The sequence below is a fragment of the Pseudomonas sp. HMSC08G10 genome (genome assembly GCF_001808425.1).
GTDB classification, from domain to species: Bacteria; Pseudomonadota; Gammaproteobacteria; order Pseudomonadales; family Pseudomonadaceae; genus Aquipseudomonas; species Aquipseudomonas guariconensis.
This window is the reverse complement of record NZ_KV793324.1, coordinates 47,753-73,741: the sequence shown is the minus strand read 5'-3', so window position 1 is coordinate 73,741 and position 25,989 is coordinate 47,753. Positions and strand designations below refer to the sequence as shown.

23 protein-coding genes are annotated in these 25,989 nt (G+C 64.0%); 9 read left to right on the top strand and 14 right to left on the bottom strand.

Annotation, left to right across the window (positions count from 1 at the left end):
• Positions 1-9 precede the first annotated feature (9 nt).
• The 4 genes from HMPREF3173_RS18475 to HMPREF3173_RS18460 form a co-directional block, all read right to left on the bottom strand.
• A complete protein-coding gene (locus HMPREF3173_RS18475; protein ID WP_070575375.1) occupies positions 10-2,106 on the bottom strand; it encodes a sensor domain-containing protein in 2,097 nt (698 codons plus the stop codon).
• A 125-nt stretch (positions 2,107-2,231) separates the two neighbouring features.
• A complete protein-coding gene (locus tag HMPREF3173_RS18470) occupies positions 2,232-2,729 on the bottom strand; it encodes a GNAT family N-acetyltransferase (protein ID WP_070575372.1) in 498 nt (165 codons plus the stop codon).
• A 118-nt stretch (positions 2,730-2,847) separates the two neighbouring features.
• Positions 2,848-3,060 (bottom strand): PLDc N-terminal domain-containing protein, encoded by a 213-nt coding sequence (locus HMPREF3173_RS18465; RefSeq protein WP_043213707.1) that lies wholly within the window; start codon positions 3,058-3,060, stop codon positions 2,848-2,850.
• A gap of 76 nt (positions 3,061-3,136) precedes the next feature.
• A complete protein-coding gene (locus tag HMPREF3173_RS18460) occupies positions 3,137-3,604 on the bottom strand; it encodes an FAD/FMN-containing dehydrogenase (protein WP_070575369.1) in 468 nt (155 codons plus the stop codon).
• A gap of 127 nt (positions 3,605-3,731) precedes the next feature.
• Here HMPREF3173_RS18460 and HMPREF3173_RS18455 point away from each other — a divergent pair, with 127 nt between their 5' ends.
• Positions 3,732-4,739, top strand: a complete 1,008-nt coding sequence (locus HMPREF3173_RS18455) for a GlxA family transcriptional regulator (RefSeq protein ID WP_070575367.1) — start codon at positions 3,732-3,734, stop codon at positions 4,737-4,739.
• 36 nt (positions 4,740-4,775) lie between these two features.
• Here the strand turns inward: HMPREF3173_RS18455 and HMPREF3173_RS18450 are convergent, their stop codons facing one another.
• Positions 4,776-5,447 (bottom strand): TetR/AcrR family transcriptional regulator, encoded by a 672-nt coding sequence (locus HMPREF3173_RS18450; RefSeq protein WP_043213716.1) that lies wholly within the window; start codon positions 5,445-5,447, stop codon positions 4,776-4,778.
• A 100-nt stretch (positions 5,448-5,547) separates the two neighbouring features.
• Positions 5,548-7,503, bottom strand: a complete 1,956-nt coding sequence (quiC, locus tag HMPREF3173_RS18445; protein WP_070575364.1) for a 3-dehydroshikimate dehydratase QuiC — start codon at positions 7,501-7,503, stop codon at positions 5,548-5,550.
• Positions 7,504-7,919: 416 nt separating this feature from the next.
• On the opposite strand from quiC, the gene HMPREF3173_RS18440 reads away from it, so the two are divergent.
• Positions 7,920-9,293 carry an MFS transporter gene (locus HMPREF3173_RS18440; protein ID WP_070575361.1) on the top strand — a complete coding sequence of 458 codons (1,374 nt, stop codon included), beginning with the start codon at positions 7,920-7,922 and terminating at the stop codon, positions 9,291-9,293.
• Positions 9,294-9,387: 94 nt separating this feature from the next.
• Here HMPREF3173_RS18440 and HMPREF3173_RS18435 read toward each other — a convergent pair whose 3' ends face one another.
• From HMPREF3173_RS18435 to HMPREF3173_RS18415, 5 genes are all read right to left on the bottom strand, one after another.
• Entirely contained in the window at positions 9,388-10,800 is a 1,413-nt protein-coding gene (locus HMPREF3173_RS18435) for a DOPA decarboxylase (RefSeq protein WP_070575358.1), read from the bottom strand.
• Between the two features lie 87 nt (positions 10,801-10,887).
• Positions 10,888-11,832, bottom strand: coding sequence for a LysR family transcriptional regulator (locus tag HMPREF3173_RS18430; protein WP_070575355.1), 945 nt, complete (start codon positions 11,830-11,832; stop codon positions 10,888-10,890).
• Positions 11,833-11,917: 85 nt separating this feature from the next.
• Positions 11,918-12,628 (bottom strand): YebC/PmpR family DNA-binding transcriptional regulator, encoded by a 711-nt coding sequence (locus HMPREF3173_RS18425; RefSeq protein ID WP_043212740.1) that lies wholly within the window; start codon positions 12,626-12,628, stop codon positions 11,918-11,920.
• 126 nt (positions 12,629-12,754) lie between these two features.
• On the bottom strand, positions 12,755-14,146 hold the full coding sequence (locus HMPREF3173_RS18420) for an FAD-dependent oxidoreductase (protein WP_070575352.1): 1,392 nt from the start codon (positions 14,144-14,146) through the stop codon (positions 12,755-12,757).
• Positions 14,147-14,159: 13 nt separating this feature from the next.
• Positions 14,160-15,476 carry an MFS transporter gene (locus HMPREF3173_RS18415; RefSeq protein WP_070575349.1) on the bottom strand — a complete coding sequence of 439 codons (1,317 nt, stop codon included), beginning with the start codon at positions 15,474-15,476 and terminating at the stop codon, positions 14,160-14,162.
• 262 nt (positions 15,477-15,738) lie between these two features.
• On the opposite strand from HMPREF3173_RS18415, the gene HMPREF3173_RS18410 reads away from it, so the two are divergent.
• Positions 15,739-16,608 carry a LysR substrate-binding domain-containing protein gene (locus HMPREF3173_RS18410; RefSeq protein ID WP_043212735.1) on the top strand — a complete coding sequence of 290 codons (870 nt, stop codon included), beginning with the start codon at positions 15,739-15,741 and terminating at the stop codon, positions 16,606-16,608.
• Between the two features lie 126 nt (positions 16,609-16,734).
• A complete protein-coding gene (locus HMPREF3173_RS18405; RefSeq protein ID WP_070575346.1) occupies positions 16,735-17,106 on the top strand; it encodes a DUF2784 domain-containing protein in 372 nt (123 codons plus the stop codon).
• Here the strand turns inward: HMPREF3173_RS18405 and tam are convergent.
• Together tam and HMPREF3173_RS18395 are read right to left on the bottom strand one after the other, a co-directional pair.
• Entirely contained in the window at positions 17,096-17,872 is a 777-nt protein-coding gene (gene tam, locus HMPREF3173_RS18400) for a trans-aconitate 2-methyltransferase (RefSeq protein ID WP_070575343.1), read from the bottom strand. The two genes, HMPREF3173_RS18405 and tam, sit on opposite strands and share 11 nt — an antisense overlap.
• A 35-nt stretch (positions 17,873-17,907) precedes the next feature.
• A complete protein-coding gene (locus tag HMPREF3173_RS18395; protein ID WP_043212729.1) occupies positions 17,908-18,450 on the bottom strand; it encodes an RrF2 family transcriptional regulator in 543 nt (180 codons plus the stop codon).
• A gap of 269 nt (positions 18,451-18,719) precedes the next feature.
• On the opposite strand from HMPREF3173_RS18395, the gene HMPREF3173_RS18390 reads away from it, so the two are divergent.
• Positions 18,720-19,922 (top strand): NAD(P)/FAD-dependent oxidoreductase, encoded by a 1,203-nt coding sequence (locus HMPREF3173_RS18390; RefSeq protein ID WP_070575340.1) that lies wholly within the window; start codon positions 18,720-18,722, stop codon positions 19,920-19,922.
• A gap of 182 nt (positions 19,923-20,104) precedes the next feature.
• On the top strand, positions 20,105-21,748 hold the full coding sequence (locus HMPREF3173_RS18385; protein WP_371906693.1) for a methyl-accepting chemotaxis protein: 1,644 nt from the start codon (positions 20,105-20,107) through the stop codon (positions 21,746-21,748).
• A gap of 68 nt (positions 21,749-21,816) precedes the next feature.
• Here HMPREF3173_RS18385 and HMPREF3173_RS18380 read toward each other — a convergent pair whose 3' ends face one another.
• Positions 21,817-23,223, bottom strand: a complete 1,407-nt coding sequence (locus HMPREF3173_RS18380) for a purine-cytosine permease family protein (RefSeq protein ID WP_070575331.1) — start codon at positions 23,221-23,223, stop codon at positions 21,817-21,819.
• Between the two features lie 317 nt (positions 23,224-23,540).
• Between HMPREF3173_RS18380 and HMPREF3173_RS18375 the strand changes: the two genes are divergently transcribed.
• From HMPREF3173_RS18375 to HMPREF3173_RS18365, 3 genes are all read left to right on the top strand, one after another.
• On the top strand, positions 23,541-24,026 hold the full coding sequence (locus HMPREF3173_RS18375) for a flavin reductase family protein (RefSeq protein ID WP_070575328.1): 486 nt from the start codon (positions 23,541-23,543) through the stop codon (positions 24,024-24,026).
• 93 nt (positions 24,027-24,119) lie between these two features.
• Positions 24,120-25,163, top strand: a complete 1,044-nt coding sequence (locus HMPREF3173_RS18370) for an LLM class flavin-dependent oxidoreductase (protein ID WP_043212718.1) — start codon at positions 24,120-24,122, stop codon at positions 25,161-25,163.
• A 173-nt stretch (positions 25,164-25,336) separates the two neighbouring features.
• Positions 25,337-25,933 (top strand): amino acid synthesis family protein, encoded by a 597-nt coding sequence (locus tag HMPREF3173_RS18365; protein ID WP_043212716.1) that lies wholly within the window; start codon positions 25,337-25,339, stop codon positions 25,931-25,933.
• Positions 25,934-25,989: the final 56 nt, after the last annotated feature.

Sequence of the window (25,989 nt, the reverse complement as noted above, 5' to 3'; positions counted from 1 at the left end):
CGCCGAGCTTCAGCCTTGCACGGGTACGACACTCCTGAGCCGCTGGCTCGCTGGCGCCGGCTTGCCATACAGGTATCCCTGGAAATGCGAGCACCCTTCCGCCGCCAGGCGGCGCATCTGTTCGGGCGATTCCACCCCTTCGGCCGTGGTCTTGATCATCAGGCTGTTGGACAGTTCGGTGATGGCGCGAATGATCGACATCGCTTCGCGGCTGTCGCACATGTCATGGACGAACGACTTGTCGATCTTGATCCGGTCAAACGGAAACGAGCGCAAGTATCCGAGCGACGAATATCCCGTGCCGAAATCATCCAGGGAAATCGACACCCCTAGATCCTTGAGCGCCCGCAGGGTGCGTACGTTTTCCTCGCTGTTGCCCAATAAAACCGACTCGGTAATCTCAAGTTCCAGCCGCTGCGCCGCCAACCCCGAATCGGCCAGGGCCAGGGCCACGGTCTGTACCAAGTTGGCGTTCTTGAACTGCACGGCGGACAGGTTCACCGATACCGTCTGGGTGCCTTCCCAGGTGGCGGCTTCCTGGCAGGCCAGATTCAGGGCGCGGGTGCCGATCTCATGGATCAGCCCGGTTTCCTCGGCGATGGGGATGAAGTCCATGGGCATGACCATGCCGCGGCTGGGGTGCTCCCAGCGCAGCAGGGCTTCATAGCCGGTGACGCTGTTGGTTTGCTGGTCCACTACCGGCTGGTAGTGCAACTGCAACTGCCCCAGGTGCAAGGCAGTGCGCAGGTCGGTCTCCACCAGGCGGCGCTGGCGGGCAGCGACATCCATCTCGACGCTGAAGCATTCGTAGCGGTTACGGCCGTTGCGCTTGGCCTCGTACAGGGCCATGTCGGCATAGCCGAGCAGTTGCTCGGCCTGGCCATGATCGTCCGGCGCAAGGGCGATGCCGATGCTCACGCCCACCGAAAACTGATGCCCTTCGATGCGAAACGGCGGGCTGATCGCCTCGATCAGGCGTTGGGCGGTATGGCAGGCGGCCTCGCGGGTATCCAGCCCGGCCAGTACCACGGCGAACTCATCGCCGCCAAGCCGGGCCAGGGTATCGTGCTCGCGCAACTCGCGGCGCAGGCGCTTGCCCAGCGCGCGCAGCAGCTTGTCGCCGAAGGCGTGACCGAGGGAGTCGTTGATGTTCTTGAAGTTGTCCAGGTCAAGGCACAGGGTCGCGGTCAACTTGCCGCTGTCCTGGCCGCGGCCCAGCGCCTGCTTGAGCCGCTCGCTGAACAGGGTGCGATTGGGCAAGCCGGTCAGCGCGTCATGGTGCGCCATGTAGTGGATCTGGGCGTGGGCCGCCAGCTCCTCGGTGGCATCCTCGGCCACGAACAGCACGTAGTCGGCCTGCCCTTCACGGTTCTGGCTGAGCAGCGTCCGACTGCGCAAGGTGCGCGGGCCGAGCGCTGTGACCACGCGACTCTCATCGGCATAGCCCTTGACGCTGCGTGCGCCTCGGGACAGTTGTTGGGTCAGGTACTGGGCAGCTTCAGGTGCCAGGCACTGCTCAGGCAACTGGCCGACCATGCGCGTGTCCTGAGCGCCAAACAACTGCTCGGCCTGCTGGTTGGCCAGCAGGATGCGCTGGCTGTCGAGGTCCTGGACGATGACACTGGCTGGGATGTTGGCGATCACCGAGTCGAGAAAACGCGACAGGTCGGCCATTTCCTGGCTGTACTGCTCGGCCAACTGCTTGGCCTGGCGCAGCTCGGCCTCCTGGCGCCGGTGCTCGGAGATGTCGCGGGTGGTTTTAGCGAACCCCACCAGTTGCCCTTGGTCGTCGTGCACCGCGTCGATCACCACATGGGCATGGAAGGCCGATCCGTCCTTGCGCAGGCGCAGGCCGCTGGCCTCGAAGCGACCGGTGCGCCGGGCCTGCTCGAGGTTCTGCTGCGGCAGCCCCGCAGCACGTTCATCCTCGTGGTAGAACAGCGAATAATGCTTGCCGACAATCTCCTCGCTCGAATACCCCTTGGCCCGCTGCGCTCCGGGATTCCAGTTGGCCACCCTGCCATCGGGGGTCAATAGGTAGATGGCGTAATCCGCCACACTCTGGATCAACAGCCGGTACATGAGGTCGGGGCTGACTGGCGTCATGATTTACCCTATGGCAGCACGGAACACGCCGGCCTGTCAGGGCCGGATCGAAGTCTTCAAGTGCTGGCATTATGCCGTTAGCCGAAAGCATTTTGTGAAGTACGTCACATAAATTTGTGGGCAGCTCAGTGGACGGGCGAGACCAGAAAGTTGAGCAGCGTCGGCTCATCGTCAAGCGCGATTGCCCGCCAGGCACGGGGCAAGTCCGCCAGCACAGCGCGACAGAACGCCACCGCAGGCGGGTCTTGAGAGTAGCAGCGCAGCAGCCAGTCTCCTGTCCCACTACATAGCAGTTGCTGGGCAATGGCCTTGCCGATGCCCTGGCGGCGATAGCGCTTGAGAATGAACAGGTCGGCGAGTTCCGTGGCCGCAAGCCCCGGCAGCTCACTGCGCTCGATCAGCACAAAGCCTGCGATGAAGCCATCGACCAGGATCACGCTGGCACTCCAGCCGGGCGATTGCCAATACCGGACCAGGTGTTCTTCGTGGATATAGAAGCGCCCGTCCACTTCGACGTCTTCGGCTTCCCAGTCGGAGGACTCGTAGGCGTAGAACTGGTAGAGGTTGCGGATCAGCTCGGCCTGGTCGGCGGAGGTCTGGAGCAGTTGGAGGGGGGCGTGCATGGTGTGGCTCGGCGAAAAAGAGGTGGGATTCTAGCGAAGTTCGCGGGGCGCGTTGCGCCCCGGATTCCCCCTGGGAACTGGCGACAGCCTGCGGCGCAAGGCGATGCGGCCCTGGCCATCATCGTTCTTCCAGCACCGCCCTGCCCTTGACCGCTCGCGGCCCTTTCCAGGCCCAGAAGATCAGCCCTGGCAAGGGCACATACACCACGAAGACGACCCATAGCATCTTGCGTTCGGCACGCCGGTCACTGCCGATGATGTGCCAGATGGCGACGATCTCCAGCAGGATGAGGATGGCCGCGACAATGATCCAGATCGTTCCGATTTCCATGAGCGTTCTCCCGTAAGCATGTACTGCATTGGGCGACGCTCAGGCGCAAGGGTTCAGTCGGATCCGTCAGGCTGGCTCAGGGCGTGGCGCGCTCCAGGGCGGCCTTGAGCGCCGTGGCATCGGTGTACACCTGCTGCCCGGCGAGCACCCGGTGATCCAGTTGCAGCCACAGCACCTGACCCTCCCCGACGCCATAGCGGCTGGCCACCCGCCCCTCGCGGTCGAGCACCACGCGGTAGTTGTAATCGCGCATGGCGGGGATGGCGAACAGCTTGCCGATGATCGCGGGCATGCGCTGGATGTCAGCAAGGAACACGGCATGACGCGCTTGCAGATACCCCTTGGGTTGCTCGGCCAAGGCGGCCTTGACGAGCTTTGCGCCATCCATGTCGCGTGCCACCAGCAGGATGCGGGTGTCGGTATCGAGGCTGTAGGGCTGGTCGTATTGATCGAGCAGCGTCCAGGGTGCGAGCGTGTCGCCCGACTCCAGCGCCTGGGCCAGCAGTGGGAGCAGGCTCAGCAGCAATGCGGCGGCGTATTTCATCGGGGATTGTCCTCGAGGCGGTGGCTCAGCATAGCCCAGTGGCCCTGCGCCCGCCATGCGTGCTCCGGTTGTCTTTCCCGCAGACTCCCAGCACACTCATCCGGCCAGCCAGGAAGCGGAGTCAGCAGTGTCCACGCCACGCCAGTTCAGCCAGAAAACCAGCACCAGCAACATGTTGAGGCTCAAGTCCACTGCCGGTAACAGCCAGATGCCTTATCGGGTCGACTTCGTCCTGCTCGAACACTTCTCCATGGCCAGCTTCACCGTGGCGATGGATGTGCTGGTGACGGCCAATCTGCTGCGCGCCGACAGCTTCCGTTTCACGCCGCTCTCGCCCAAGGGCGACCGGGTGCTTAGCGACCTGGGCCTAGAGCTGGTGGCCAGCGAACTGAACGCCGCCAGCCTCAAGGAGCTGGACCTGCTGGTGATCTGTGGCGGCCTGCGCACGCCGCTCAAGTACCCCGAACTCGACCGCATGCTCAGTGACTGCGCGGCCCACGGCATGGCGCTGGGCGGGCTGTGGAACGGCGCGTGGTTCCTCGGTCGCGCTGGCGTGCTCGACGACTACGGCTGCAGCATCCATCCAGAGCAGCGCGCCAGCCTTGCCGAGCGCAGCCCGCAAACCCGCCTGACACCGGCCAGCTTCACCCTCGACCGTGACCGCCTGACCGCCGCCAGCCCCAACGGTGCGATGGAATTGATGCTCGGCCTGGTCCGACGCCTGTATGGCGATGCGCTGGCCGAAGGGGTCGAGGAGATTCTCTCGTTCTCCGGCGCCCGCTATCGCCAGGTCGGGCCGGGGGCGAAGAAGTCCATGAGCCTGCATCTGCGCACCATCGTCGAACTGATGGAGAACAACCTTGAGGAAACCCTGAGCCTCGACCAGTTGGCAGCCTACAGCGGACGCTCGCGGCGCCAGATCGACCGCCTGTTCCAGGCGCAGCTCGGCACCTCGCCACGGCGCTACTACATGGAACTGCGCATCACCAAGAGCCGCCGCCTGCTGCAGTACTCCGACCTGTCAGTAATGGAAGTGGCGGTGGCCTGCGGCTTTGTCTCGGTGTCGCACTTCAGCAAGTGCTATGCGGCGTACTTCGGGTATCCACCCTCGCGCGAGCAACGGCTGGGCGAATGAGTTTCTGGGGCTGCTTTGCAGCCCCGAAGGCATGAATCAAGCGCGGATGTAGCGCAGCACCGCGTCACAGATCATCTGCTTGTGGCGCTGCTTGATCTGCTCGTCGGAGAGATCGATCTGGAAGATCTCGCTGAAGGTGTGGCGGTTGGATACCCGGTAGAAACAGAACGAGCTCATCAGCATGTGCAGGTCGATCACCTCGATACCGGCGCGGAACACGCCCTCCTCCACGCCCCGGCGCAAGGTGCGACCCAACGCCTCAAGCACCAGACTGCTCATCTCGCGGATGACCGGCGATTGCTTGACGTACTCGCCGTAGTGGATGTTCTCGGTGCAGACGATGCGCACGAAATCCACGTTATGGTCGTGGTGGTCGAAGGTGAACTCCACCAGCCGCTCGATGGCCTGCACGGCCGGTAGAGACTCCAGGTCCAGGCTGTGCTCGGTCTTGCGGATATCGCCGTAGAGTTTGACCAGGCACTCGACGTACAGCTGCTCCTTGCTGCCGAAGTAGTAGTAGATCATGCGCTTGGAGGTGGCGGTGCGCTCGGCGATGGCATCGACCCGCGCCCCGGCCAGCCCCTGCTGGACGAACTCGTGAATGGCGGCCTGGAGGATATCCTCGCGGGTTTTTTCGGGGTTGTTCTTGCGCGACTTGCGCGGCCCTTCGATCTCAGGCTGGCCGAGATTGACTACCGAATCACTCATACCCACTCGCAGGCTGTTGTTTTCAATGGGGTGGGATTATCCGCGAGCGGGACGATGCAGGGAAGCGCGGTGTTGGTCGGGTAGTCAGGTTTGGTGGGCCCTACCTGGTCTGGTGGGCCCTGGTCGAAACACCGCAAACCCGAGTCGTCACAGGACCGGCTTGCGCCCTGCCCCGACTGCGCGCCTTGGCCAGCGCCGCCAGGCGCACCGCCACGTTGGCCGCGCCGTACCCTGCGTAATCTCCCTTGCGCTGCAGGATCTCGAAGAAGAACCGCCCCTCGAACGGCTCGGTGTATACGTGGAACAGCTCCCCGCCCTGGGCATCGCGGTCATAGAGCACGTTGTAGTACGCCAGTTCGCTCAAGAACTCGTCGTCGAAGTCGAAGCGCGCCGCCAGGTCGTCGTAGTAGTTCAGCGGGATTTCCAGCAGCGGCACGCCGACTTCCTTGGCCCGGGCCACCTCGGCAAAGATGTCGTCGCAGGCAAAGGCGATGTGATGCACGCCCGAGCCACGGTAGCTGGAAAGCGCGTGGGCGATGGCGGTGTTGCGGTTTTCCGAGATGTTCAGCGGCAGCCGAAGCGTCGCGCAGGCGCTACGCAAGGCGCGGCTCTTGACCAGACCATACGGGTCGGGCAACACCACCTCGTCGTCGGCGGCAAAATCGAACAGGCTCTTGTAGAACAGCACCCAGCTGTCCAGCGACTCGGCCGGCAGCGCCAGGGCCATGTGGTCGATGCGCTGCAGGCCGCCACTGGGAATGGCCTGCGGGTCGAGGCGAAAATCGCTGTCATAGATCGTCTGGCCCTCGCCTGCCTGCTCCACCAGATAGATCAGGCTGCCGTCGGGGGCGCGCACAGCGGGGATCTCCCGCTCGTTGGGGCCGACCAATCCACGGAACGGTTGCCCTCGATAAGCGGTCGCCCGCCCCAGGGCGGCCTGGCCGTCGGTGACGCGCAGCGCCGTGGCACACAGCGATGGGCCATGGGCCTCGAAGAAGTTGTGGGCGAAGGAATAGGGTTCGGCATTGAGCACGATATTGATCTCGCCCTGGCGCAGCAGGCGCACGTGCTTGCTGCGGTGCTGTCCGCTTTCGGCAAAGCCCAGGCGCTTGAGCCACGCGCCCAACTGCGCACCGGTGGCCTCGTCCACCGCGAACTCGAGAAACTCAACGCCCTCGTAGCCGCTGGCCGGCGGCGGGTCGAACAACACGCCCGGCTCCACGGTGTGGGCTTGCTGGGCGAGCCGCACGCGGGTCTGCTCCTCCAGGTAGAGCAACGAGCGCAGGCCATCGGCGGCGTTCTGCCGGGGCGGGGCGGCGCGGAAACCGTCGTTGAAGATCTCCAGCGACAGTGGGCCGCGGTACCCCGTGGCCAGAATCGGGGCGAGAAAACCCGCCAGATCCATCTCACCCTGGCCAGGGAAGCAGCGGAAATGCCGGCTCCACTCCAGCACATCCATGGCCAGGATCGGGGCATCGGCCATCTGCACGAAGAAGATCTTCTCGCCAGGGATCTGGTGGATGCCACTCGGATCGCCCTTGAGCGACAGGGTGTGGAAGCTGTCGAGGATCACCCCCAGGGCCGGATGATCGGCCTGGCGCACCACGTTCCATACCTGCTGGTAGGTATTGACGTGACGCCCCCACGCCAACGCTTCATAGCCAATGCGCAGCCCGCGCTGGCCGGCACGCTCGGCGAGCAGGCGCAGATCGTCCACCAGCAGCTGCTCATCACCCAGGGCGTCGGCCTGGACGTTGCTGCACACCAGCACCAGGTCGGTGCCCAGCTCCTGCATCAGGTCGAACTTGCGCTCGGCGCGGTCGAGGTTTTTCTGCAGGCGCTCGCGTCGGCAGCCCTCGAAGTCGCGAAACGGCTGGAACAGCGTGATCGCCAGACCCAGATCGCGGCACAGCTGACGGACTTCACGGGGGCTGCCGGCGTAATACAGAAGATCGTTCTCGAAGATCTCGACGCCGTCGAAGCCGGCAGCGGCAATGGCTTCGAGCTTTTCCGGCAATGTACCGCTCAAGGACACGGTGGCAATCGAACGCTGCATGGGGGAGTTCCTTGTTATTGGCGCGCCCCCCGAAGGTTGCGCGGGCTGACGGTCACAGGCCCGTGGGAGCCTGGCACGATCGATTATTCGCAGGTAAAGTCAGCCCCGCAATGCGTTTTGTACGAAACAGTTAGTTTTGGTTCGATTACCGAACAAAAGCGGTTTTGGCGAATTGATTCAGGTCTGCCCCTGGACAACCATGAATCCCCAGCAACGGCCCCTGCCCCCACGTTCAGCGGGTGTCGTGCTGACAGGCCCAGCGTCACGGCATAATAAATTCAATAACCGGGTACCGACCTATGCACACTTCCCTCGCCCTGCGACCCGCACCTGCTTGTTCTTCCCATCGGCATCAGTCATCGACTGATCACTCCTGAACAGCCTCCCGCTGACCTACAAGAACACCGGAGAAAACGATGGCCCACTCCAACTCCCAAGCCAAGAAAGCGACCGCCAGCGGGTGGATCGGCTCGGCACTCGAGTACTACGACTTCTTCATCTATGCCCAGGCTGCGGCACTGATCTTTCCGCAGATCTTCTTCCCCTCCACCGACCCGAAAATGGCCATCATCGCCTCGCTGGCGACCTACGGGGTCGGCTACCTGGCCCGCCCGCTGGGCGCCTTCGTACTCGGACATTGGGGCGATACCCGCGGTCGCAAGAACGTCTTGTTGCTGTGCATGTTCCTGATGGGGCTGTCGACCATGGCCGTCGGCCTGCTGCCGACCTACCACGACATCGGCCTGCTGGCCCCGGCCCTTTTGGTGGTGCTGCGCCTGGTCCAAGGCTTCGCGGTGGCCGGCGAGATCTCCGGCGCCAGCTCGATGATCATGGAGCACGCCCCTTTCGGGCGGCGTGGCTACTACGCCAGTTACACCCTGCAAGGCGTGCAGGCCGGCCAGGTAATGGCGGCGGCGGTGTTCCTGCCGCTGGCTTACTTCATGCCTAGCGAGGCCTTCAATGAATGGGGCTGGCGTATTCCATTCCTGATGAGCGCGTTGGTGCTGGTGGCCGGCTATTTCATTCGCAAGGAAGTCCACGAGACCCCGGCCTTCGTGCAGGAAGAACAGCAGGACAAAGTCGCCAAGTCGCCGATCAGCGAAGCCTTCCGACACAGCTGGAAATGCATGGTGCTGGTGGCCTTCATGGCGTTGATGAACGTGATTCCGGTGGTGGCCACCATCTTCGGCGCGGCCTACGCGGTACAACCGGCCTATGGCATCGGCTTCGACAAGAGCGTGTACCTGTGGATCCCGGTGGTGGGCAATATCGTCGCGGTGCTGGTGATCCCGTTCGTCGGCAACCTGTCGGACAAGATTGGCCGTCGCCCGACCATGATCGCCGGCTGCCTGGGCTCGGGCCTGCTGGCCTTCGTCTACCTCTATGCGATCAGCATCCAGAACGTGCCGCTGGCCTTTGGCGTGTCGATCCTGATGTGGGGCATGGTCTACCAGGGGTACAACGCGGTATTCCCAAGCTTCTACCCGGAGCTGTTCCAGACCCGCTATCGCGTTTCGGCCATGGCCATTGCGCAAAACATTGGCACCATGCTCACCGCCATGTTGCCCGCACTGTTCGCCACCGTCGCCCCGCCCGGCTCGGACAACATTCCGCTGGTGGTCGGTAGCCTGGCGTTCTTCATCACCTGCCTGTGCGCCCTCGCCGCCTACATCGCGCCGGAAACCCACCGTCTGGCCATGGAAGACCTGGGCAACCCACAGGCCAGGCCCATGGACAAAGGCGCCTATGAAGCCAGCCGCAAAAGCAGTTTCCAGGCGGTGAGCCGCTGATACACGCCCTGTGGGCACGGCCTGAGCCGCGCAAGAACCCGCTCCCGCAGGGCCCATGCTGGCCTTGTGGGAACGGGGTTCGTAGAGGCTGCTGTCAGCCGTTGACGATGGTCTGAAGCCTTGCCCACAACTGCTCCACATGCGCCCGCTCGGTCGGCAGCGCCCCCACCGATACCCGCACCATCCAGCGCCCCTCCAGGGTCGCCGGGGTCACGTAGGCATCGCCGGAGCCATTGAGCCGATCCGCCCAGGCCCGGGTATGGGCATCCAACGCCTCCCCCTCCAGCCCCGGCGGGCAGTGACGAATGCACAACGTCTGCAGCTGCACCGGCGCCAACAACTGCCACTGCGGCGCGGCCTCGATCTGCTCGGCCAGCCAGCGGGCGTTGTCCAGGTCACGGCGCAGGCGCTGCTGCAGGGCCTCGACGCCTTCGCTGCGCAGCATGAACCACAGCTTCAGTGCGCGGAAGCGCCGGCCCAGGGGGATACCCCAGTCGCGCAGGTTCTTGACCTCGCCATCGACCGCCGATTGCAGGTAGCTGGGGTTGGTGCTCATCACCCGGATCAGGTGTTGCGGATCCCGCACGTAGTAGATCGAACAGTCGAACGCCACACCCAACCACTTGTGGGCATTGACCACCACCGAGTCGGCCAGCTCGATGCCGTCCCACATCCAGCGGCACTCGGGCAGGATCATCGCCGAACCAGCCATGGCCGAGTCGACGTGCAGCCACAGTTTGTGCGCCTGGGTGATGGCGCCGATCGCCGCCAGCGGGTCGAGGGCCGTGGTGGCCGTTGTGCCGGTGGTGGCGACCACCGCGCAAGGCTGGTTGCCGGCTGCCAGGTCCTGCTCGATGGCAGCCTGCAGCGCCTCGGGACGCATGGCAAAGCGTTCGTCGGTGGGGATCAGTCGGATGTTCTCGCGGCCAAAGCCAGCCAGCAGCGCGGCCTTGTCCACCGAGCTGTGGGCGTGGGCGCTGACATACACCACCAACGGTTTGGCCTGGGCCTGCAAGCCGCCGCGCACCAGGGCGTAGTCGGTGGCACGCTCGCGGGCGCAAATCAATGCCACCAGGGTGCTGGTCGAGGCGGTGTCCTGGATTACCCCGCTCCACTGTGCTGACAGCCCGAGCAGCTGGCGCAGCCAGTCCAGGGTGGTTTCCTCCAGTTCGCTCAGGGCCGGGCTCGATTGCCAGGACAGCCCCAGCACGCCCAGCCCGGTGCTGAGAAAATCGCCCAGCACCGACGACAAGGTGCCGTTCGACGGGAAGTAGCCATAGAAGTTGGGGTGTTGCCAGTGGGACAGACCCGGCATCAGCAGCTTGTCGACATCGGCGAGGATGGCTTCGAACGGCTCACCTTGTTGTGGCGCCTCGCTGGGCAAGGCGGCCTTGAGGTAGCCAGGCTCGACCTGGGCCATGACCGGTCGCTCGGCGACGCTTTGGCGGTAGTCGGCGATCAGGTCGATCAATTGGTGGCCGTATTGGCGAAAGTCTTCCGGGTTCACGCGCAATCTCCTTGGGCTGCTGACGCTATGGACGATAGAGTCTAGGTGCGCCAGGCACTGCGAAGAACCCCGTTTCGCGCATAGTTGCTATGGCGAAGACGCATGCCCGCCCTGCACCCCGAACTGCGACTGCCGCCACAACTCAAAGACCCGGTTGCGCAGCCAGCGGTGTTCAGCCGATGCCTGCAAACGCTGGTGCCAGACCACCCAATAGCGCTGGGTATGTTCGATGAAACCCAGGGGCCGCCAGGCCAGACGGTGCAGACGACACAGCTGGCGGGCGATGTGCTCGGGCACGGTCGCCAGCGCCTGGCCATTACCGATCACCTGCACCGTGGCAGAGAAGAACGGCACCTCCAGGCTGATCCGCCGCTGCAACCCCTGGGCACGCAAATGACGGTCGATGAAGCTGTCCTTGTCGCCACCGCCGGAAATGCGCACATGCTTGAAGGCCAGGTAATCCTCCTGGTTCAAGCTCTGCTGGGCGGTCAGTGGGTGATCGTCGCGCATCAGGCACACCGCGCGGTCTTCCCCCAGCAGCCGGCCGTGCAGGTTGGGCGGAGACTCATCGAACAAGGTGGTGGCCAGGTCGATCTCGCCGCTGGCCAACAAGGCGTACTGGCCGGCCTGCCAGGTGCGGTACTCCAAGGATACGCCCGGCGCCTCACGCTCCAAGGCGCTGACCAGCAGCGGCAGCATGTGTTCGGCCACGTAGTCCGAGGCGGCAATACAGAAGCGCCGCTCACAGCGCGCCGGATCGAAGGCGGCGGGTTGGCGCAGGGCGGCCAGCTCCTCCAACACCTGGCGCAGCGGCTCGACCAGCGACTCGGCATGCTCGCTGAGCACATAGCCGCGTCCTTGGCGGACCAGCAACGGGTCATCGAAGGCGTCACGCAGATGCGCCAGTTGCCGGCTCAAGGCCGACTGGCTGGTGCCGAGGCGTTCGGCGGCGTGGCTGAGGTTCTTCAACTGCAGGAGGCAGTCGAGGGTACGCAGGTGAGCAAGGCTCAGGGAAGCGAAGGCGGGGTGCATTGATGGGTGACTCCGGCGAGGGCCGTGCCCTCGGTCGCCGGACACATCGGGAGGCCCGATGTGTCCGGCGATGGGGCCCCGCTGATCAGTCAGTCAGGCCGACGTAGACGTTCTGCACGTCATCGTGGTTGTCGATCGCTTCCAGGAACGCCTCGACTTCGGCCAGGGCTTCTGCGCTCAGGCTGGCTGCGCTGACAGGGTTTTTCGGGGTGTAGCCGATCTTGGCCGAGGTCACGGTGAAGCCGTGCTCTGGCAGGGCCTTCTGGACCGCATCCAGGTCGGTGGTGTCGGTGATGAACAGGGTCGAGCCCTCTTCCTCGCCTTCCTCGAAGTCCTGGGCACCGGACTCGATGGCGGCCAGCTCAGGGTCGGCATCGCCGTTGGGGGTGGCTTCGATCAGGCCGACGTGGTTGAAGTCCCAGGCGACCGAACCGCTGGAGCCAAGCTGGCCCTTGCGGAAGGCGACGCGGATTTCAGCGACGGTACGGTTGATGTTGTCGGTCAGGCACTCGACGATCAGCGGGACCTGGTGCGGGGCGAACCCTTCGTAGGTCACCGCGTGGTACTGCACGGCATCGCCGTCCAGGCCTGCGCCCTTGCGGATCGCGCGTTCCAGGGTCTCACGGGTCATCGAAGCCTTCTTGGCCTGCTCCACTGCCAGGCGCAGGCGCGGGTTCATGTCCGGATCGGCACCGGATTTGGCGGCGATCTGAATTTCCTTGGCCAGCTTGCCCATGATCTTGCCTTTGGCGTTGGCTGCGGCTTCTTTATGCTTGGCTTTCCACTGTGCGCCCATGTCGACTCTCTTTGTTTCAGCGGCCGGTTCAGGAAGCGACCGGCCAAAAGTGGGAGCAGTTTATACGCCCTCGCCTGCTTGATCGACAAGAAATCGCACAGCAACCGCAGAGCGGCTCCCCTGGCATCAAGCCTTGTCGGCCTTGCCCGCCGCCGCCGCGAACTTGGCCAGACGCACATCGAACCGCCGTGGCCGCACGCCGCGGTCCTCGGCGCGTTCCTTGCGGCGAATGGCATTGCGCACCATCAGCGAGCCCAGGTAACGGATCGGCTCCGGCGGGAAGTAACCGAGCGGCCCCTTGACCAACGGCGAGCGTGTCCACGGGTTGTCCAGGCCCAAGGCCAGCGAGGACAGAATCTGCCCGCCCATGTGGCACGGCCCGACACCGCTGCCCGAGTAGCCAAAGCCGTAGAACACGTTGCCCTGCCCGTCCAACCGCCCGAAGAACGGCAAACCGGTCACCGAGCGATCCGACGGCCCGTTCCAGCTGGCCGCCAAAGGCACGTCGGCCAACGCGGGGAAGAAATCGCCCAGGCTTTCACGCAGCAGGGGCTGGTAAGGCGAAGGCTGGTCGAACACCGGCAGCATGCGTCCGCCATAGGCGAACGTGTTGCCGCCCTTGCCCAGCATGAGTCGGCCATCGCTGGTGTTGTGGTAGTAGTGGACGAAAATCCGCGAGTCCAGGACGCTGACGCCACTGACCAGGCCGATCTCGCGCAGCAGCTCTGGACACGGCTCGGTGATGATCATGTCGCTGGAGACGATCGCCACACTACGCTCGAACTGCGGGAAGGCCCGGGCCATCCAGGCATTGAGGCCCAGCACCACGCGATCTGCACGAATGGTCCCGCGCGCCGTGCGCACCTGGGCCGGCGCGCCATGCTCCAGCCCCGTCATGGCGGTGCCTTCGTGGATCCGCACACCCCGTTGTAGCGCGACGCGGCGCAGGCCACGCACCAGGCGGCCGGGCTGCACCGTGGCGGCGGCCGGTGAGTACCAGCCTTCCAGATGACGCTCCGAGCCTGCCAGGCGTTGTACCTGTTCCAACGGCAGGCGCTGGAACGAATTGATTCCTTTTTGCTCCAGGGCCGCGATCACCGCATCGGTGCCTCCGACCTGGGCCTGGTTGGTCGCGGTGTACAAGGTGCCATCCAGGCGGTAGTCGCACTGAATGCCGTTGGCCGCGCAGAACTCGCCGATGGCGCTGATGCTGCGCTCCGACTCGCGCACCAGGCGCACCGCCTCCTGCACCCCGAACAGGCGTTCGAGGGTGAAGTACTTGGCCGACCACGACAACGCACATCCCCCGTTCCGGCCGCTGGCCCCGGCACCGCAGATGTCCGCCTCGATCAGCATTACATCCAGTTCGGGCGCCTGCTCCTTGAGCATCAACGCCGTCCACAAGCCGGTGTAGCCTCCGCCGACGATGCACACGTCGCATCGCGCATCGCCGATCAGCGTCGGGCACACCGCCTCGTCTTCCGTGTCCAAGGCCTGTTGCAGCCAGAAGGGTCTCATGGGTCGCTTTCCTTTAGGTGCGCGCCGGCTTGATTGCCATTGCGGTGTTGGGTGCTACGTCATTGGCCGCTGCGACGCTGGCCGGGCGGCTGTTCCAGTGCGGCAGCAGGACCAGGGCCGAGAACAGCGCGGTGCCGGCGAAGATGATGAACACCGTGACGCTGTCGAAGTAGCCTGGCAGCAGACCACCGAGCACTGCGCCCACCGAGCCGCAGCCGTTGACGAAACCGGCAGCGGTTGCGCCGGATTTGGCGGTACCGAAGTCGATGGCTGCCGCGCCGCTGATCATCGAGTCCGGCCCGTACAGGGTCAGGCCCATCACGAACAGCAAGCCGACCACCAACACCACGCTGCCGGTGTGCATGGCGCCCATGAACGCCGCCAGGGCGACCGTCAGCAGCACCAGGCTGATCACGCAGGCCGGCATGCGGCGTGCGCCGAACAGCTTGTCCGAGGCCAGGCCGATGAGGATCGGCCCCAGCAGGCCGGCCAGCTCGAAGGCCGTCGGGATGATGGCCGCGCCGACCTTGCCCACCGAGGGCATCTGTTCGAAGACGATCACCGGCCCCCACAGCAAGATGGCGTAGCGCGCAGGCTTGAGCATGAAGTAGGCCAGGCCCAGGGTCAGCACGGTACGGTTGCGCAGGATTTCCTTCAGAGGTTCCCACACGCTGCCCAGGCTCGAGCCTGGGGCCATGCTCTGCGGCTCCGGTTCCACCGCTGGCAGCCCCACATCCTCAGGCTTGTTGCGCTGGAAGATGAAGAACAGCACGGCCACGCCCGCCACCACCGCGGCGCTGGAGAAGAACGCCGCGTGCCAGCTGCCGATCAGGGTGTAGGCCCACCAACCGGCGAACGGCGAGGCTACCAGGCCGCCGAAGGCATAGCAGGAACTCCACAGGCCCAGGACACGCCCACGCTGCACGGCCGGGAAGAAACTACCGATGTTCTTGCACAGCCCCGCCCACCCGGTGGACTGCGCCAGGCCTTGGATCAACATGCAGGTGGCAAAGATCGGGAACGTGGCATAACTGCCCATCACCACGGCAGCGGCTGCGGAAATCAGCAAGCCGCCGAGCACCACCACGCGCGGCCCGAAGCGGTCGGCGAGCATGCCCCAGGTGAACTGGCCCACGGCATAGGCGGCCAGGTAGATACCGTCGAGGTTGGCCATGGCGGCCTTGTCGAGCATGAACGTCGGGTCCTCGCCGATGCCAAGCTTGGCGACCGAGAAGGCTTTGCGAGTGAAGTAGAAGGCGGCGTATGCCAGCCAGGTGATTGCGAAGATCTGGACGCGCCAGCGCTTCATGGCCGCTAGGGATTGATTCATTTGACTCTGACCTCTTGCTCAAGTGTGCCGGCAGAATGTGAAAAAACGCCTGTTTTGTTGTTGTGTTGCGCACTGCATGACGAGGAGGACCGTCACTGGTCAGATGGCACCGCAGATCGGGATGACCGGCTGGTTACCATGGCCCCCGGTGATTGCTTGCAAAGCACCGTCGGACTGTCGGACATGGAACCAGTTGGTGACTGATAAATAAAATCGATTTATCGTATTTCACACATAAGCTCAGCTTGTAACGGAGTACGTCATGTCGGTCTCCCACGCTCAACTGAAGGCCTTTCACGCTGTCGCCCAGCACGGCAGCTTTACCCGCGCCGCCGAAAAACTCTTTCTGACCCAGCCGGCGGTCTCCGATCAGGTCCGCAAACTGGAGGAGCGTTATGGCGTGTTGCTGTTTCACCGCAACAAGCGCTCGGTCCAACTGACCGACCTGGGCGAGCGTCTGCTGGGCATCACCCAGCGCTTGTTTGCCTGCGAGACCGAGGCGGTGGAACTGCTGCAGGACTCCCGCGCCCTGCACACCGGCAGCCTGGTACTGGCCGTGGATGCCCCGGTACACGTGCTGCCGCAGATCGCCCGGTTCTGCCAGCGCTACCCGGGCATCCAGGTGAAGATCGAAACGGGCAACACCGACGAGTCTCTGGCCCGGCTGTTCAGCTACCAGGCCGACCTTGCCCTACTCGGCCGCGATGTGGATGACGAGCGCTTGTTCTGCGTGCCCATGCGCCGCGACCCGATGGTCGCGTTCGTCTCCCACAACCACCCTTGGGCCAGCCGCGGCGCGATCCACCTGGCCGACCTGGACGACACGCCACTGGTGCTGCGTGAGCCCGGCTCGGTGACCCGCCAGACCCTCGAAGAAGAAATGCAGCGCGCCGGCCTACGCATACGCTCGGCGATCCAGGTGGAGGGCCGTGAGGCGGCCCGCGAGGCGGTGGTGGTGGGGATCGGCGTGGGCGTGGTCTCAGCGGCCGAATTCGGTGCCGATGCACGGGTATGCGCCTTGCCGATCCTTGATTGCCAACGGCACCTGACCGAGACGCTGGTCTGCCTGAGCGAGCAGCGCACTCGGCGGGTGGTGGCGACTTTCCTGCAGATGGTGCAGGAAGAACACTGACAATCGCGTTGGCTTGTTCCCAGGTCAGCCCGCGAACAGGTCGGGACAGGCAATAGCAGACGTTTAGCCGGCGGCAACGGCAATGGCATATGCTCAAGGCACCGTTGTTGCGCAGGGATTCACCGCATGCTGTATCGCCTTGCCGCCGACGCCTTGGTTCTAGTGCACCTGGCGTTCATCCTGCTGGTGCTGTTCGGCGGCCTGCTGGTCGTCAAATGGCGCGCGGCCCTGTTCATTCACCTACCCGCCCTGGCCTGGGGGCTGGCGGTGGAGGGCCTGCACCTGGCCTGCCCGTTGACCGGCTGGGAGAACCGCATGCGCGCCGCGGCCGGTGGGGCCGGCTACCAGGGTGGCTTCGTCGAGCACTACATCTGGCCGCTGATCTACCCCTCTGGATTGACGCCGCAGATCCAGACGCTGTTGGGGTTGTTCGTGCTGTTGCAGAACCTCGTCGTGTACAGCTACGTGATCCGGCGCTGGCGCCGATCTAGCGGGTAGCGACCACGAACAACCGTGGAAACGCCAACAGCACTTTGCCATCGGTCGAGGGCGGGTAGTCGCGCTGCATCGCTTGCAAGTACAACTGCAAAAAATCTTCCTGCTGCTGCGCGTCCAGGCGCGCCAAGTAGGGACGCAAGGCCGACCCTTTGAACCACTCGACCACAGCCTCTGCCCCGCCCTCCAGCGGGTGGTGGTAGGTGGTGCGCCACACATCCACGCGGCTGCACAGCGGGCTGAGCAAGTCGTAGTAGAACACCGCGTTGTGCCGGGGCGGCAGTGCGAACTCGGCGAACAGGTCCGCCCAGGGGCCTTGGCTGGCGATCTCACGCAACTGGCGATGGGCGGGCTCGTCCAGGTTGTCGGGGGTCTGCACCGCCAGAGTACCGCCCTCGGTGAGCTGGCGAATCAGGTGCGGATAAAGGGTGCCATGGTCGGGCACCCATTGCAGCGAGGCATTGGCGAGAATCAGGTCCTGCGGCTCGGCGGCCGACCAGCTGGCGATATCGCCGACTTCACAGCGCACCTGCGGCACGCACAGGCGGCGACGCTGGCGTGCCTTGTCGATCATGTCCGGGTCACTGTCCAGCGCTACCACCATCGCATCGGGGTGCTGGCCGCGCAGCACTTCGGTGGAATTGCCCGGCCCGCAGCCCAAGTCGGTGGCATGGCGTACCGGCCGGGGGGGCACTGCGGCGAGCAGGTCACGCACAGCGCGGGTGCGCTCATCTTCGAACAGGGAATACTGCGTAGCGGACCAGGCCATGACGGGGCTCCTGCAAAAGGCTCAATGCCAAGAGCCTAGACTTCGGTCAGCGGGATGTCACCGGCACTGCCCTTGCCTTCGCGTCGCTCGCTCATCCAGTCATTGATTTGCTGACCGAACTGCGCCGGCGCCTTGCGCCCGAAACGCCGGGCCAGATCGAGGATGGTCTGCTGGGCCAGGGCCTCCTCCATGCGCTTCTGCGCTCCCATCATCACCGCATGGATCGCGCAGACACCCTCGGTGGCCCAGCCCGGCGGCGCGCCTTCGAACAGGACGCAGCGCTCGCGGATCTCGCGGCAATCGAAAATCTTCTTCGGTCCATCGATGGCGTGGACGATATCCAGCACGGTGATCTCATCGGACGGCCGCGCCAGTCGAAAACCGCCACGCACGCCTTCTGTAGCGGCCACAAGCCCAGCACGGGCGAGTTTGGTGAATACCTTGGCCAGGTACTCCTGGGGCACGCCTTGCAACTCGGCCAGGTCACGGACGCTGGACTCGCGGCTTTCACCACGCTCATCCACCAGAAACAGCAGGCAATGGATGCCGTATTCGACCCCGGCACTGTAAAGGGACATGTCAATCTCCGACCAATATTGTCGCAAATAGTACGCCTATGTGAATCGGCGAGCAAAATTTCGCGATGCCGTCCGTCTTGCTCATGAGCCTTGCAGCCCCTTTAAACCGAAGGTCCTAGCCAAACGGCAGACCGCACTCGCAGCGCCGTGCGCAAAAAAACCTTGCCGTTTTAAACTACGACCAATAAAGTCGTAGTTACTCGGCGACAGTACAGACCCTCGCCGAAGGCTCGTTCACTTCCCCTTGCGAACCTTGTTGGAGCACCTTCATGAACCCACATATCCTGATCATCGGTGCCGGCTTTGCCGGTGTCTGGAGCGCCTTGAGCGCCGCCCGCCTGCTCGACCAGGCCCAGCGCGGCGATGTCAGCATCAGTGTGCTGGCCCCCCAAGCCGAACTGCGCATCCGCCCGCGCTTCTACGAAAGCGACGTGCACAGCATGAAGGCGCCGCTGGGCGCCCTGTTCGAGACCGTAGGGGTCACCTTCATCAAGGGGCACGCCCAGACCATCGATGTGGAGGGTCGCACCGTCCGCTACACCGACGCCGACGGCCAGCCGCGGCAGATCGGTTACGACCGCCTGGTGCTCGCCGCCGGTAGCCAGGTGGCCCGCCCACCGGTCCCGGGCCTGGCCGAGCACACCTTCGATGTCGATCAGATGGAATCGGCCATGCGCCTGGAGCAGCACTTGGTCGGCCTGACCAAGCAGCCGGCCTCCCCGGCCCGCGATACCGTGGTGGTCTGCGGTGGTGGTTTCACCGGCATCGAGACCGCGACTGAAATGCCGACGCGCCTGCGTACCATCCTCGGCGAAGACGCCCCCGTGCGGGTAGTGGTGGTCGATCGTGGCCCCAGCATCGGCGCGGCGCTGGGTGCAGGTATCACGCCTTCGATCGTCGAAGCTTGTGAACAGGCGGGAGTGCAATGGCTGACAGGGCGCTCGGTGGTGGCAGTCGATGCGGGCGGCGTGACTTTGGACGACGGCGAGTACATCGCCAGCAAGACCGTGATCTGGACCGTGGGCGTCAAGGCCAGTCCGCTGACGGCTCAGGTCCCCGGCGAACGTGACGGCTTTGGCCGCCTGCGAGTGGATGACCACCTCAAGGTGATCGGCCAGGAACACATCTACGCCACTGGCGATGTGGCCTGGGCGGCGGTGGACGAGTCGGGCAATCACGCTCTGATGACCTGCCAGCACGCCATCCCCATGGGTCGCCACTGCGGTAACAATGCGGCCGCCGACCTGCTGGGGGTGGCGCCGGTGGTGTACCGCCAGCCGGTGTACGTGACCTGCCTCGACCTCGGCGGTTGGGGCGCGACGTTCAGCGAGGGCTGGGAACGCACACTCAAGTACAAAGGCCAGGAGGGCAAGGACCTCAAACGCCAGATCAATACAGTGTGGATCTACCCACCGGCGGCGGATCGAGCCGTAGCCCTGGCGGCGGCCGATCCGCTGATCCCTGTCGTGTAAACCCTGTGTCAAAGAGGCCGCAATGCGGCCTCTTTTTTTTGCCTTTTTTTTGACCAACTGTTCAGGAGTGATGGCACTGTGGCATCATCGATAAAAACAATAGAAATGGTAAGGACTTAACCCAATCCGCAGTGTATCGAGCGCCTGATCTCCCCTGCTGTCCAGCGCTGGGTCGCTGCCACATGCGATGGAGCATTTCTATGCAGTTACGCAACCTGAAAATCGGCCTACGGGCTGCCTGCATGTTCGTCCTGTTGGGCGTTCTGGTGCTGGTCATGGGACTGGTCTCGCTCTACGAGACCCGGCAAATGGACCGCGCCACCGATGAGATTCGCGTCACCTGGATGCCGGCGGTCATTTCCTTGGGCGATGTCAGCAGTGCCCTGGGCCGGGCACGCGCCCTAACCCTGCGCAGCGCCCTGGAAGAGCAGCCCTCGGCCCGCAAGGCCACCCTGGAGAAAATCACCGAGATCAACCAGACGCTGCAAGGTAATCTGGACGACTATGAGCGCACCATCATCGCCGATGACGACCGCGCCCTGTTCAACACTTTCCTGCAGATGAGCGAGCAGTACCACGGCCTGCAGAAATCCATCCGTGATGCGGTTGCCGCCGAACAGCTCGACGAGGCCCGCCGGCTGATCAATGGCCCGTTGGCCGAATACGCCGACAGCATGATGAAAGCCCTCGCGGCGCTCATCGAGTACAACGCCAAGGGCGCCGAGCAAGCATCCCAGCGCAGCAGTGCGGTATTCGAGGAGGCCTTCTCGCTGATCATCGTTGCCTTGGTGATGATACTTGTAGCGCTGATCGCCATCGCCACCCTGCTCACCCGCAGTATCGTCCTCCCCCTGGCCGATGCCGTGGCCGTGGCCGAGCGCGTGGCCACCGGCGACTTGACCCAGGATATCCAGGTGGTCGGACGTGACGAGTCCGCCCTGCTGCTGCGCGCCCTGAGCCGCATGCAACAGAGCCTGCGCGATACCATCCGCAAGATCGCCGCCTCCTCCGACCAGCTGGCCTCGGCCTCCGAGGAGCTGCACACCGTCACCGAGGACACCAGCCGCGGCCTGCACCAGCAGAGCGCGGAGATCGACCAGGCCGCCACCGCCGTCAACCAGATGACCGCCGCAGTCGAAGAAGTCGCGAACAACGCCGTGAGCACCGCCGACGCGTCCAAAGGCGCCGACCAGACCACCCGCGATGGTCGCGAGCAGGTCAACCAGGCCCTGGCGTCGATCCAGCATCTGGTCAGCGATGTCACCGACACCTCAGGGGAAATCGAGCAACTGGCCAGCAATGCCAACGAGATCAGCCGCGTGCTGGACGTGATCGGCGCGATCGCCGGGCAAACCAACCTGCTGGCGCTCAACGCGGCCATCGAAGCGGCCCGGGCCGGCGAGGCCGGACGTGGGTTTGCTGTGGTCGCCGATGAAGTGCGGGCCCTGGCCCACCGCACCCAGCAGTCCACGGCGGAAATCGAGCAGATGATCAGTGGTATTCAGTCCGGCACCGAGCGTGCGGTCACCGCCATGCATACCAGTCAGGATCGTGCCAACGGCACGCTGGAGGTGGCTCAGTCGGCAGGCCAGGCCTTGGAGGTGATCGCCGAGGCCATCACCTCGATCAACCAGCGCAACCTGGTGATCGCCAGCGCTTCCGAGCAGCAGGCCCAGGTGGCCCGCGAGGTGGATCGCAACCTGGTCAACATCCGTGACCTGGCCATGCAGACCTCTGCGGGCGCCAACCAGACCAGCGCGGCGGCGCAAGACCTGTCCCGCCTGGCGGTAGACCTGAACGCGATGGTGGCGCAGTTCAAGGTCTGAGCGTAGGGCTGTTCCCACGCAGACCGCCTCGCGCGATGGGCTTTATGGCAGCCCATCGCGCTGCTTGTTCAGTCACTGGCACTCACAGCCCGGCCTACCTTGCCCAAAGACTTGCCCCGAGTCGCCAGGCAGTAGTACAGCGGGCAGGTCACCAGCAGGCCGAACAGCCATGACAGGTCCGCCCCTTCCACCAGGTTCGAGTACGGCCCGACATACAGCGACGTATTGGCGAACGGCAACTGGACCAGGATGCCGCAGGCATAGGCGACGATCGCATGATGGTTGAAGCGCCCGTAGATGCCGCCGTCGGCGCGGAAGATCGAGGCGATGTCGTATTCACCTTTCTTGATCAGGTAGAAGTCGATCAGGTTGATCGACGCCCAGGGCACCAGCACCAGCAGCAGCGCCAGGATCAGGCCGATGAACTGGCCAATGAAGTCCGCCGAGGCGTTGAGCGCGACCATCCCGCATGCCACCAGGATCACCGAAGCCAGCACCACACGCACCTTGACGCTGGGCGTCCATTGGGCGGCGAAGGTCTGGATGGCAGTGACGATCGACAGCACCGCGCCATACAGGTTGAGTGCGTTGTGGCTAATGATGTTGCACAGGAACAGCACCATCAGCACCGGGCCCAGCCAGCCGGTGGCTTGTTCCACCGCAGCCATGGCGTCGGTGCCTTCAGGTACGCACAGCACCGCCACGACACCGAAGCTGAAGCACAGGATGGTGCCCAGGGTGGCGCCGAAGTAGGTCGCCCAGAACGGCCGGGCGATGCCCACTTCACGCGGCAGGTAGCGTGAGTAGTCGGAGGTGTAGGGCGAGAAACTGATCTGCCAGATCACCCCCAGCGATACCGTGGCCACGAAACCTGAAAGGTTGAAGGCCCCGCGACTGAAGAAGTCCATCGGCAGCGCCTGGCTGAACATCATGACAAAGCCCGCCAGCAATGCCGAGCCCATGACCCAGGTACCGATGCGGTTGAGGGTGTGGATGAAGCGGTAGCCAATCACACCGATGGCTGTGGCACTCAAGGCGCCAAGCACGATCGCGGTGGGCATCGGCACGCTCGGGGCGATGCCGTGGATCGACTTGCCTGCCAGCACGATATTGGAAATGAAGAAACCGACGTAGATCAACGCCGTGAAGAACACGATCAGCAACGCGCCGTAGCGGCCGAATTGGCCCCGGCTCTGGACCATCTGCGGAATGCCCAGCTGCGGACCCTGCGCAGAGGCTAGGGCGATGACCACACCGCCCAGCAGATGACCCAGCACAATGGCGACGAGCCCCCACAGCAGGTTCAGGTGAAATACCTGGACGACCATGGCGCCGGTGACGATGGGCAACGGTGCGATGTTAGTGCTGAACCAGAGGGTGAACAGGTCGCGCGCCTTCCCATGGCGCTCGGCAGGTGGGACGTAATCGACCGTGTGGTTTTCGACAAACGGGTGCTGCGACGACGGTTGGGACATGGTTTTCAGCTCGAAAGGGTCGTTTTTTATCTTTGTAGGAAACCGCTCAAGGCGGCCTCTCAGCTGCGCACCATATTATGGTATTCCAAGTTTTTGACAACACTGCGCTGCGCTTTTTCGGCGCATCTGCTCCGTATTGCGCCCCACCCCGATGCACTTCATTTCTCAGCAACGCCAATGAATACGGGGCCTGTACCGTTCATCGCATGCGTCCGGCAGTTGAAAATTCCACTTGCAATCCAGGTATTACGGTATACCATCAGACACATCAACGATAAAAATGCGGACCACCGCTGCCCTACCCCGAGGAACACGCCATGATCGACGCAACCGTCTATAAGAACGTCCTGGGCTCTTTCCCGTCCGGCGTCACGGTCATCACCACCCTGGACGACGACGGCTCGGTCGTCGGCCTTACCGCCAGCGCTTTTTCGTCCCTGTCCATGGACCCGCCGCTGGTGCTGTTCTGCCCCAACTACAGCTCCGACTCCTACCCCGTACTGATCAAGCAGAAGCGCTTTGCCATTCACCTGCTCTCCGGCGAGCAGCAGGCCGAAGCCTATGCCTTCGCCAAGAAAGGCAAGGACAAGGCCGCCGGAATCGAGTGGCGCCTGAGCGAGCTGGGCAATCCGCTGCTGGCCAATGCCACGGCGATCATCGAGTGCGAGCTGTGGCGTGAATACGAAGGTGGCGACCACGCGATCATGGTCGGCAAGGTGCATAACCTCATCGTCCCTGAAGAGGCGCCACGGCCGATGGTCTACTGCCGCGGCAAGATGGCCAGCCTGCCAGCCTTCGCCTGAAGTCACCCCTTATATGACGGATGCCCAGGCATGCGTCGAGACACCTGACGCCTGCCCCGACAGGCGACACTTCCAAGCTTCGAGGAAAGCCCCATGAAATTTTCGTTGTTCGTGCACATGGAACGTTGGGATGAACAGGTCAGCCACCGCCAGCTGTTCGAAGACCTCACCGAACTGACCCTGATGGCCGAGCGCGGCGGTTTCAGCACCGTGTGGATCGGCGAACACCACGCCATGGAATACACCATCTCGCCAAGCCCGATGCCGCTGCTGGCCTACCTGGCCGCGCGCACCGAGACCATTCGCCTGGGTGCCGGCACCATCATCGCGCCGTTCTGGAACCCCATCCGCGTGGCGGGTGAATGCGCGTTGCTCGATGTGATCAGCAATGGCCGCATGGAAGTGGGCCTGGCCCGCGGCGCCTATCAATTCGAATTCGACCGCATGGCCGGCGGCATGCCCGCTACCGACGGCGGCAAAGCCCTGCGTGAGATGGTCCCGGCGGTGCGCAAGCTGTGGGCAGGCGACTACGCCCACGACGGCGAGGTCTACAAATTCCCCACCTCCACCAGCGTGCCCAAGCCGGTCCAGAAGGGCCAACCGCCAATGTGGATCGCCGCCCGCGACCCGGATTCGCACAACTTCGCGGTGAAGAACGGCTGCAACGTCATGGTCACCCCGCTGATGAAGGGTGACGAAGAAGTGCTGGACCTGAAGAACAAGTTCCAGACCGCCCTGGACAACAACCCCGACGTACCCCGCCCGCAATTGATGGTACTGCGCCACACCCATGTGCACAGCCCATCCGACCCTGAGGGCTGGAAGATCGGCGCCCAGGCCATCTCACGCTTCTACCGCACCTTCGATGCCTGGTTCGGCAACAAGACCACCCCGGTCAACGGCTTCCTGGAGCCAAGCCCTGAATCGAAGTTTGCCGAAGTGCCGGCGTTCGAGCTGGAGAACATCCGCAAGAACACCATGATCGGCACACCTGAGCAAATCATCGCGCGCATCAAGTACTACCAGGAGCTGGGCGTCGATGAGTTCAGCTTCTGGTGCGACAACAGCTTGCCCCATGCCGAGAAGAAGAAGTCGCTCGAGCTGTTCATCAAGGAAGTGGTCCCGGCGTTCGCCTGATTCCCCGGCGGCGAGCGGCGAGCTGCAAGAAACAGCAGCGCGCGCGGCTTGGAGCTCGGAGCTTCCCGCTTGCCGCTCGATTCTGAAGAGAAATTCCACCGCCCTCTTGCACAACCAATATTATGGTATACCATCAGACAGCAAGAGCTGATAACCCTCACCAGGAGCCATCCATGAGTTTCGAAATCCGCAAGATCGTCACCTACTCCGAAGAGACCCGCATCGAAGGCGGCAAGGCCACCGACAAGCCGGTGACCATGGTCGGCCTGGCCGTGGTGATCAAGAACCCGTGGGCCGGTCGCGGTTTCGTCGAAGACCTCAAGCCCGAGATCCGCGCCAACTGCTCCGAGCTGGGCGCCCTGATGGTCGAGCGCCTGTGCGCAGCGATCGGCGGTGCCGACAAGATCGAGGCCTACGGCAAAGCTGCCGTGGTCGGTGCCGACGGTGAGATCGAGCACGCCTCCGCCGTCATCCATACCCTGCGCTTTGGCAACCATTACCGCGAAGCCGTGCAGGCCAAGAGCTACCTGAGCTTCACCAACAAGCGCGGCGGCCCAGGCACCTCGATCCAGATCCCGATGATGCAGAAGGACGACGAAGGCCTGCGCTCGCACTACATCACCCTGGAAATGCAGATCGAAGACGCCCCGCGTGCCGACGAGATCGTCGTGGTCCTGGGCGCCGCCGACGGGGGCCGGCTGCACCCGCGCATCGGCAATCGCTACATCGACCTGGAAGAACTGGCCGCCGAGAAGGCCAACGCTCAATAACAACAACCAGACGGGCCGGGGCGTTGCGTGCAAGCACTGCCGCCACGCCCGACCTT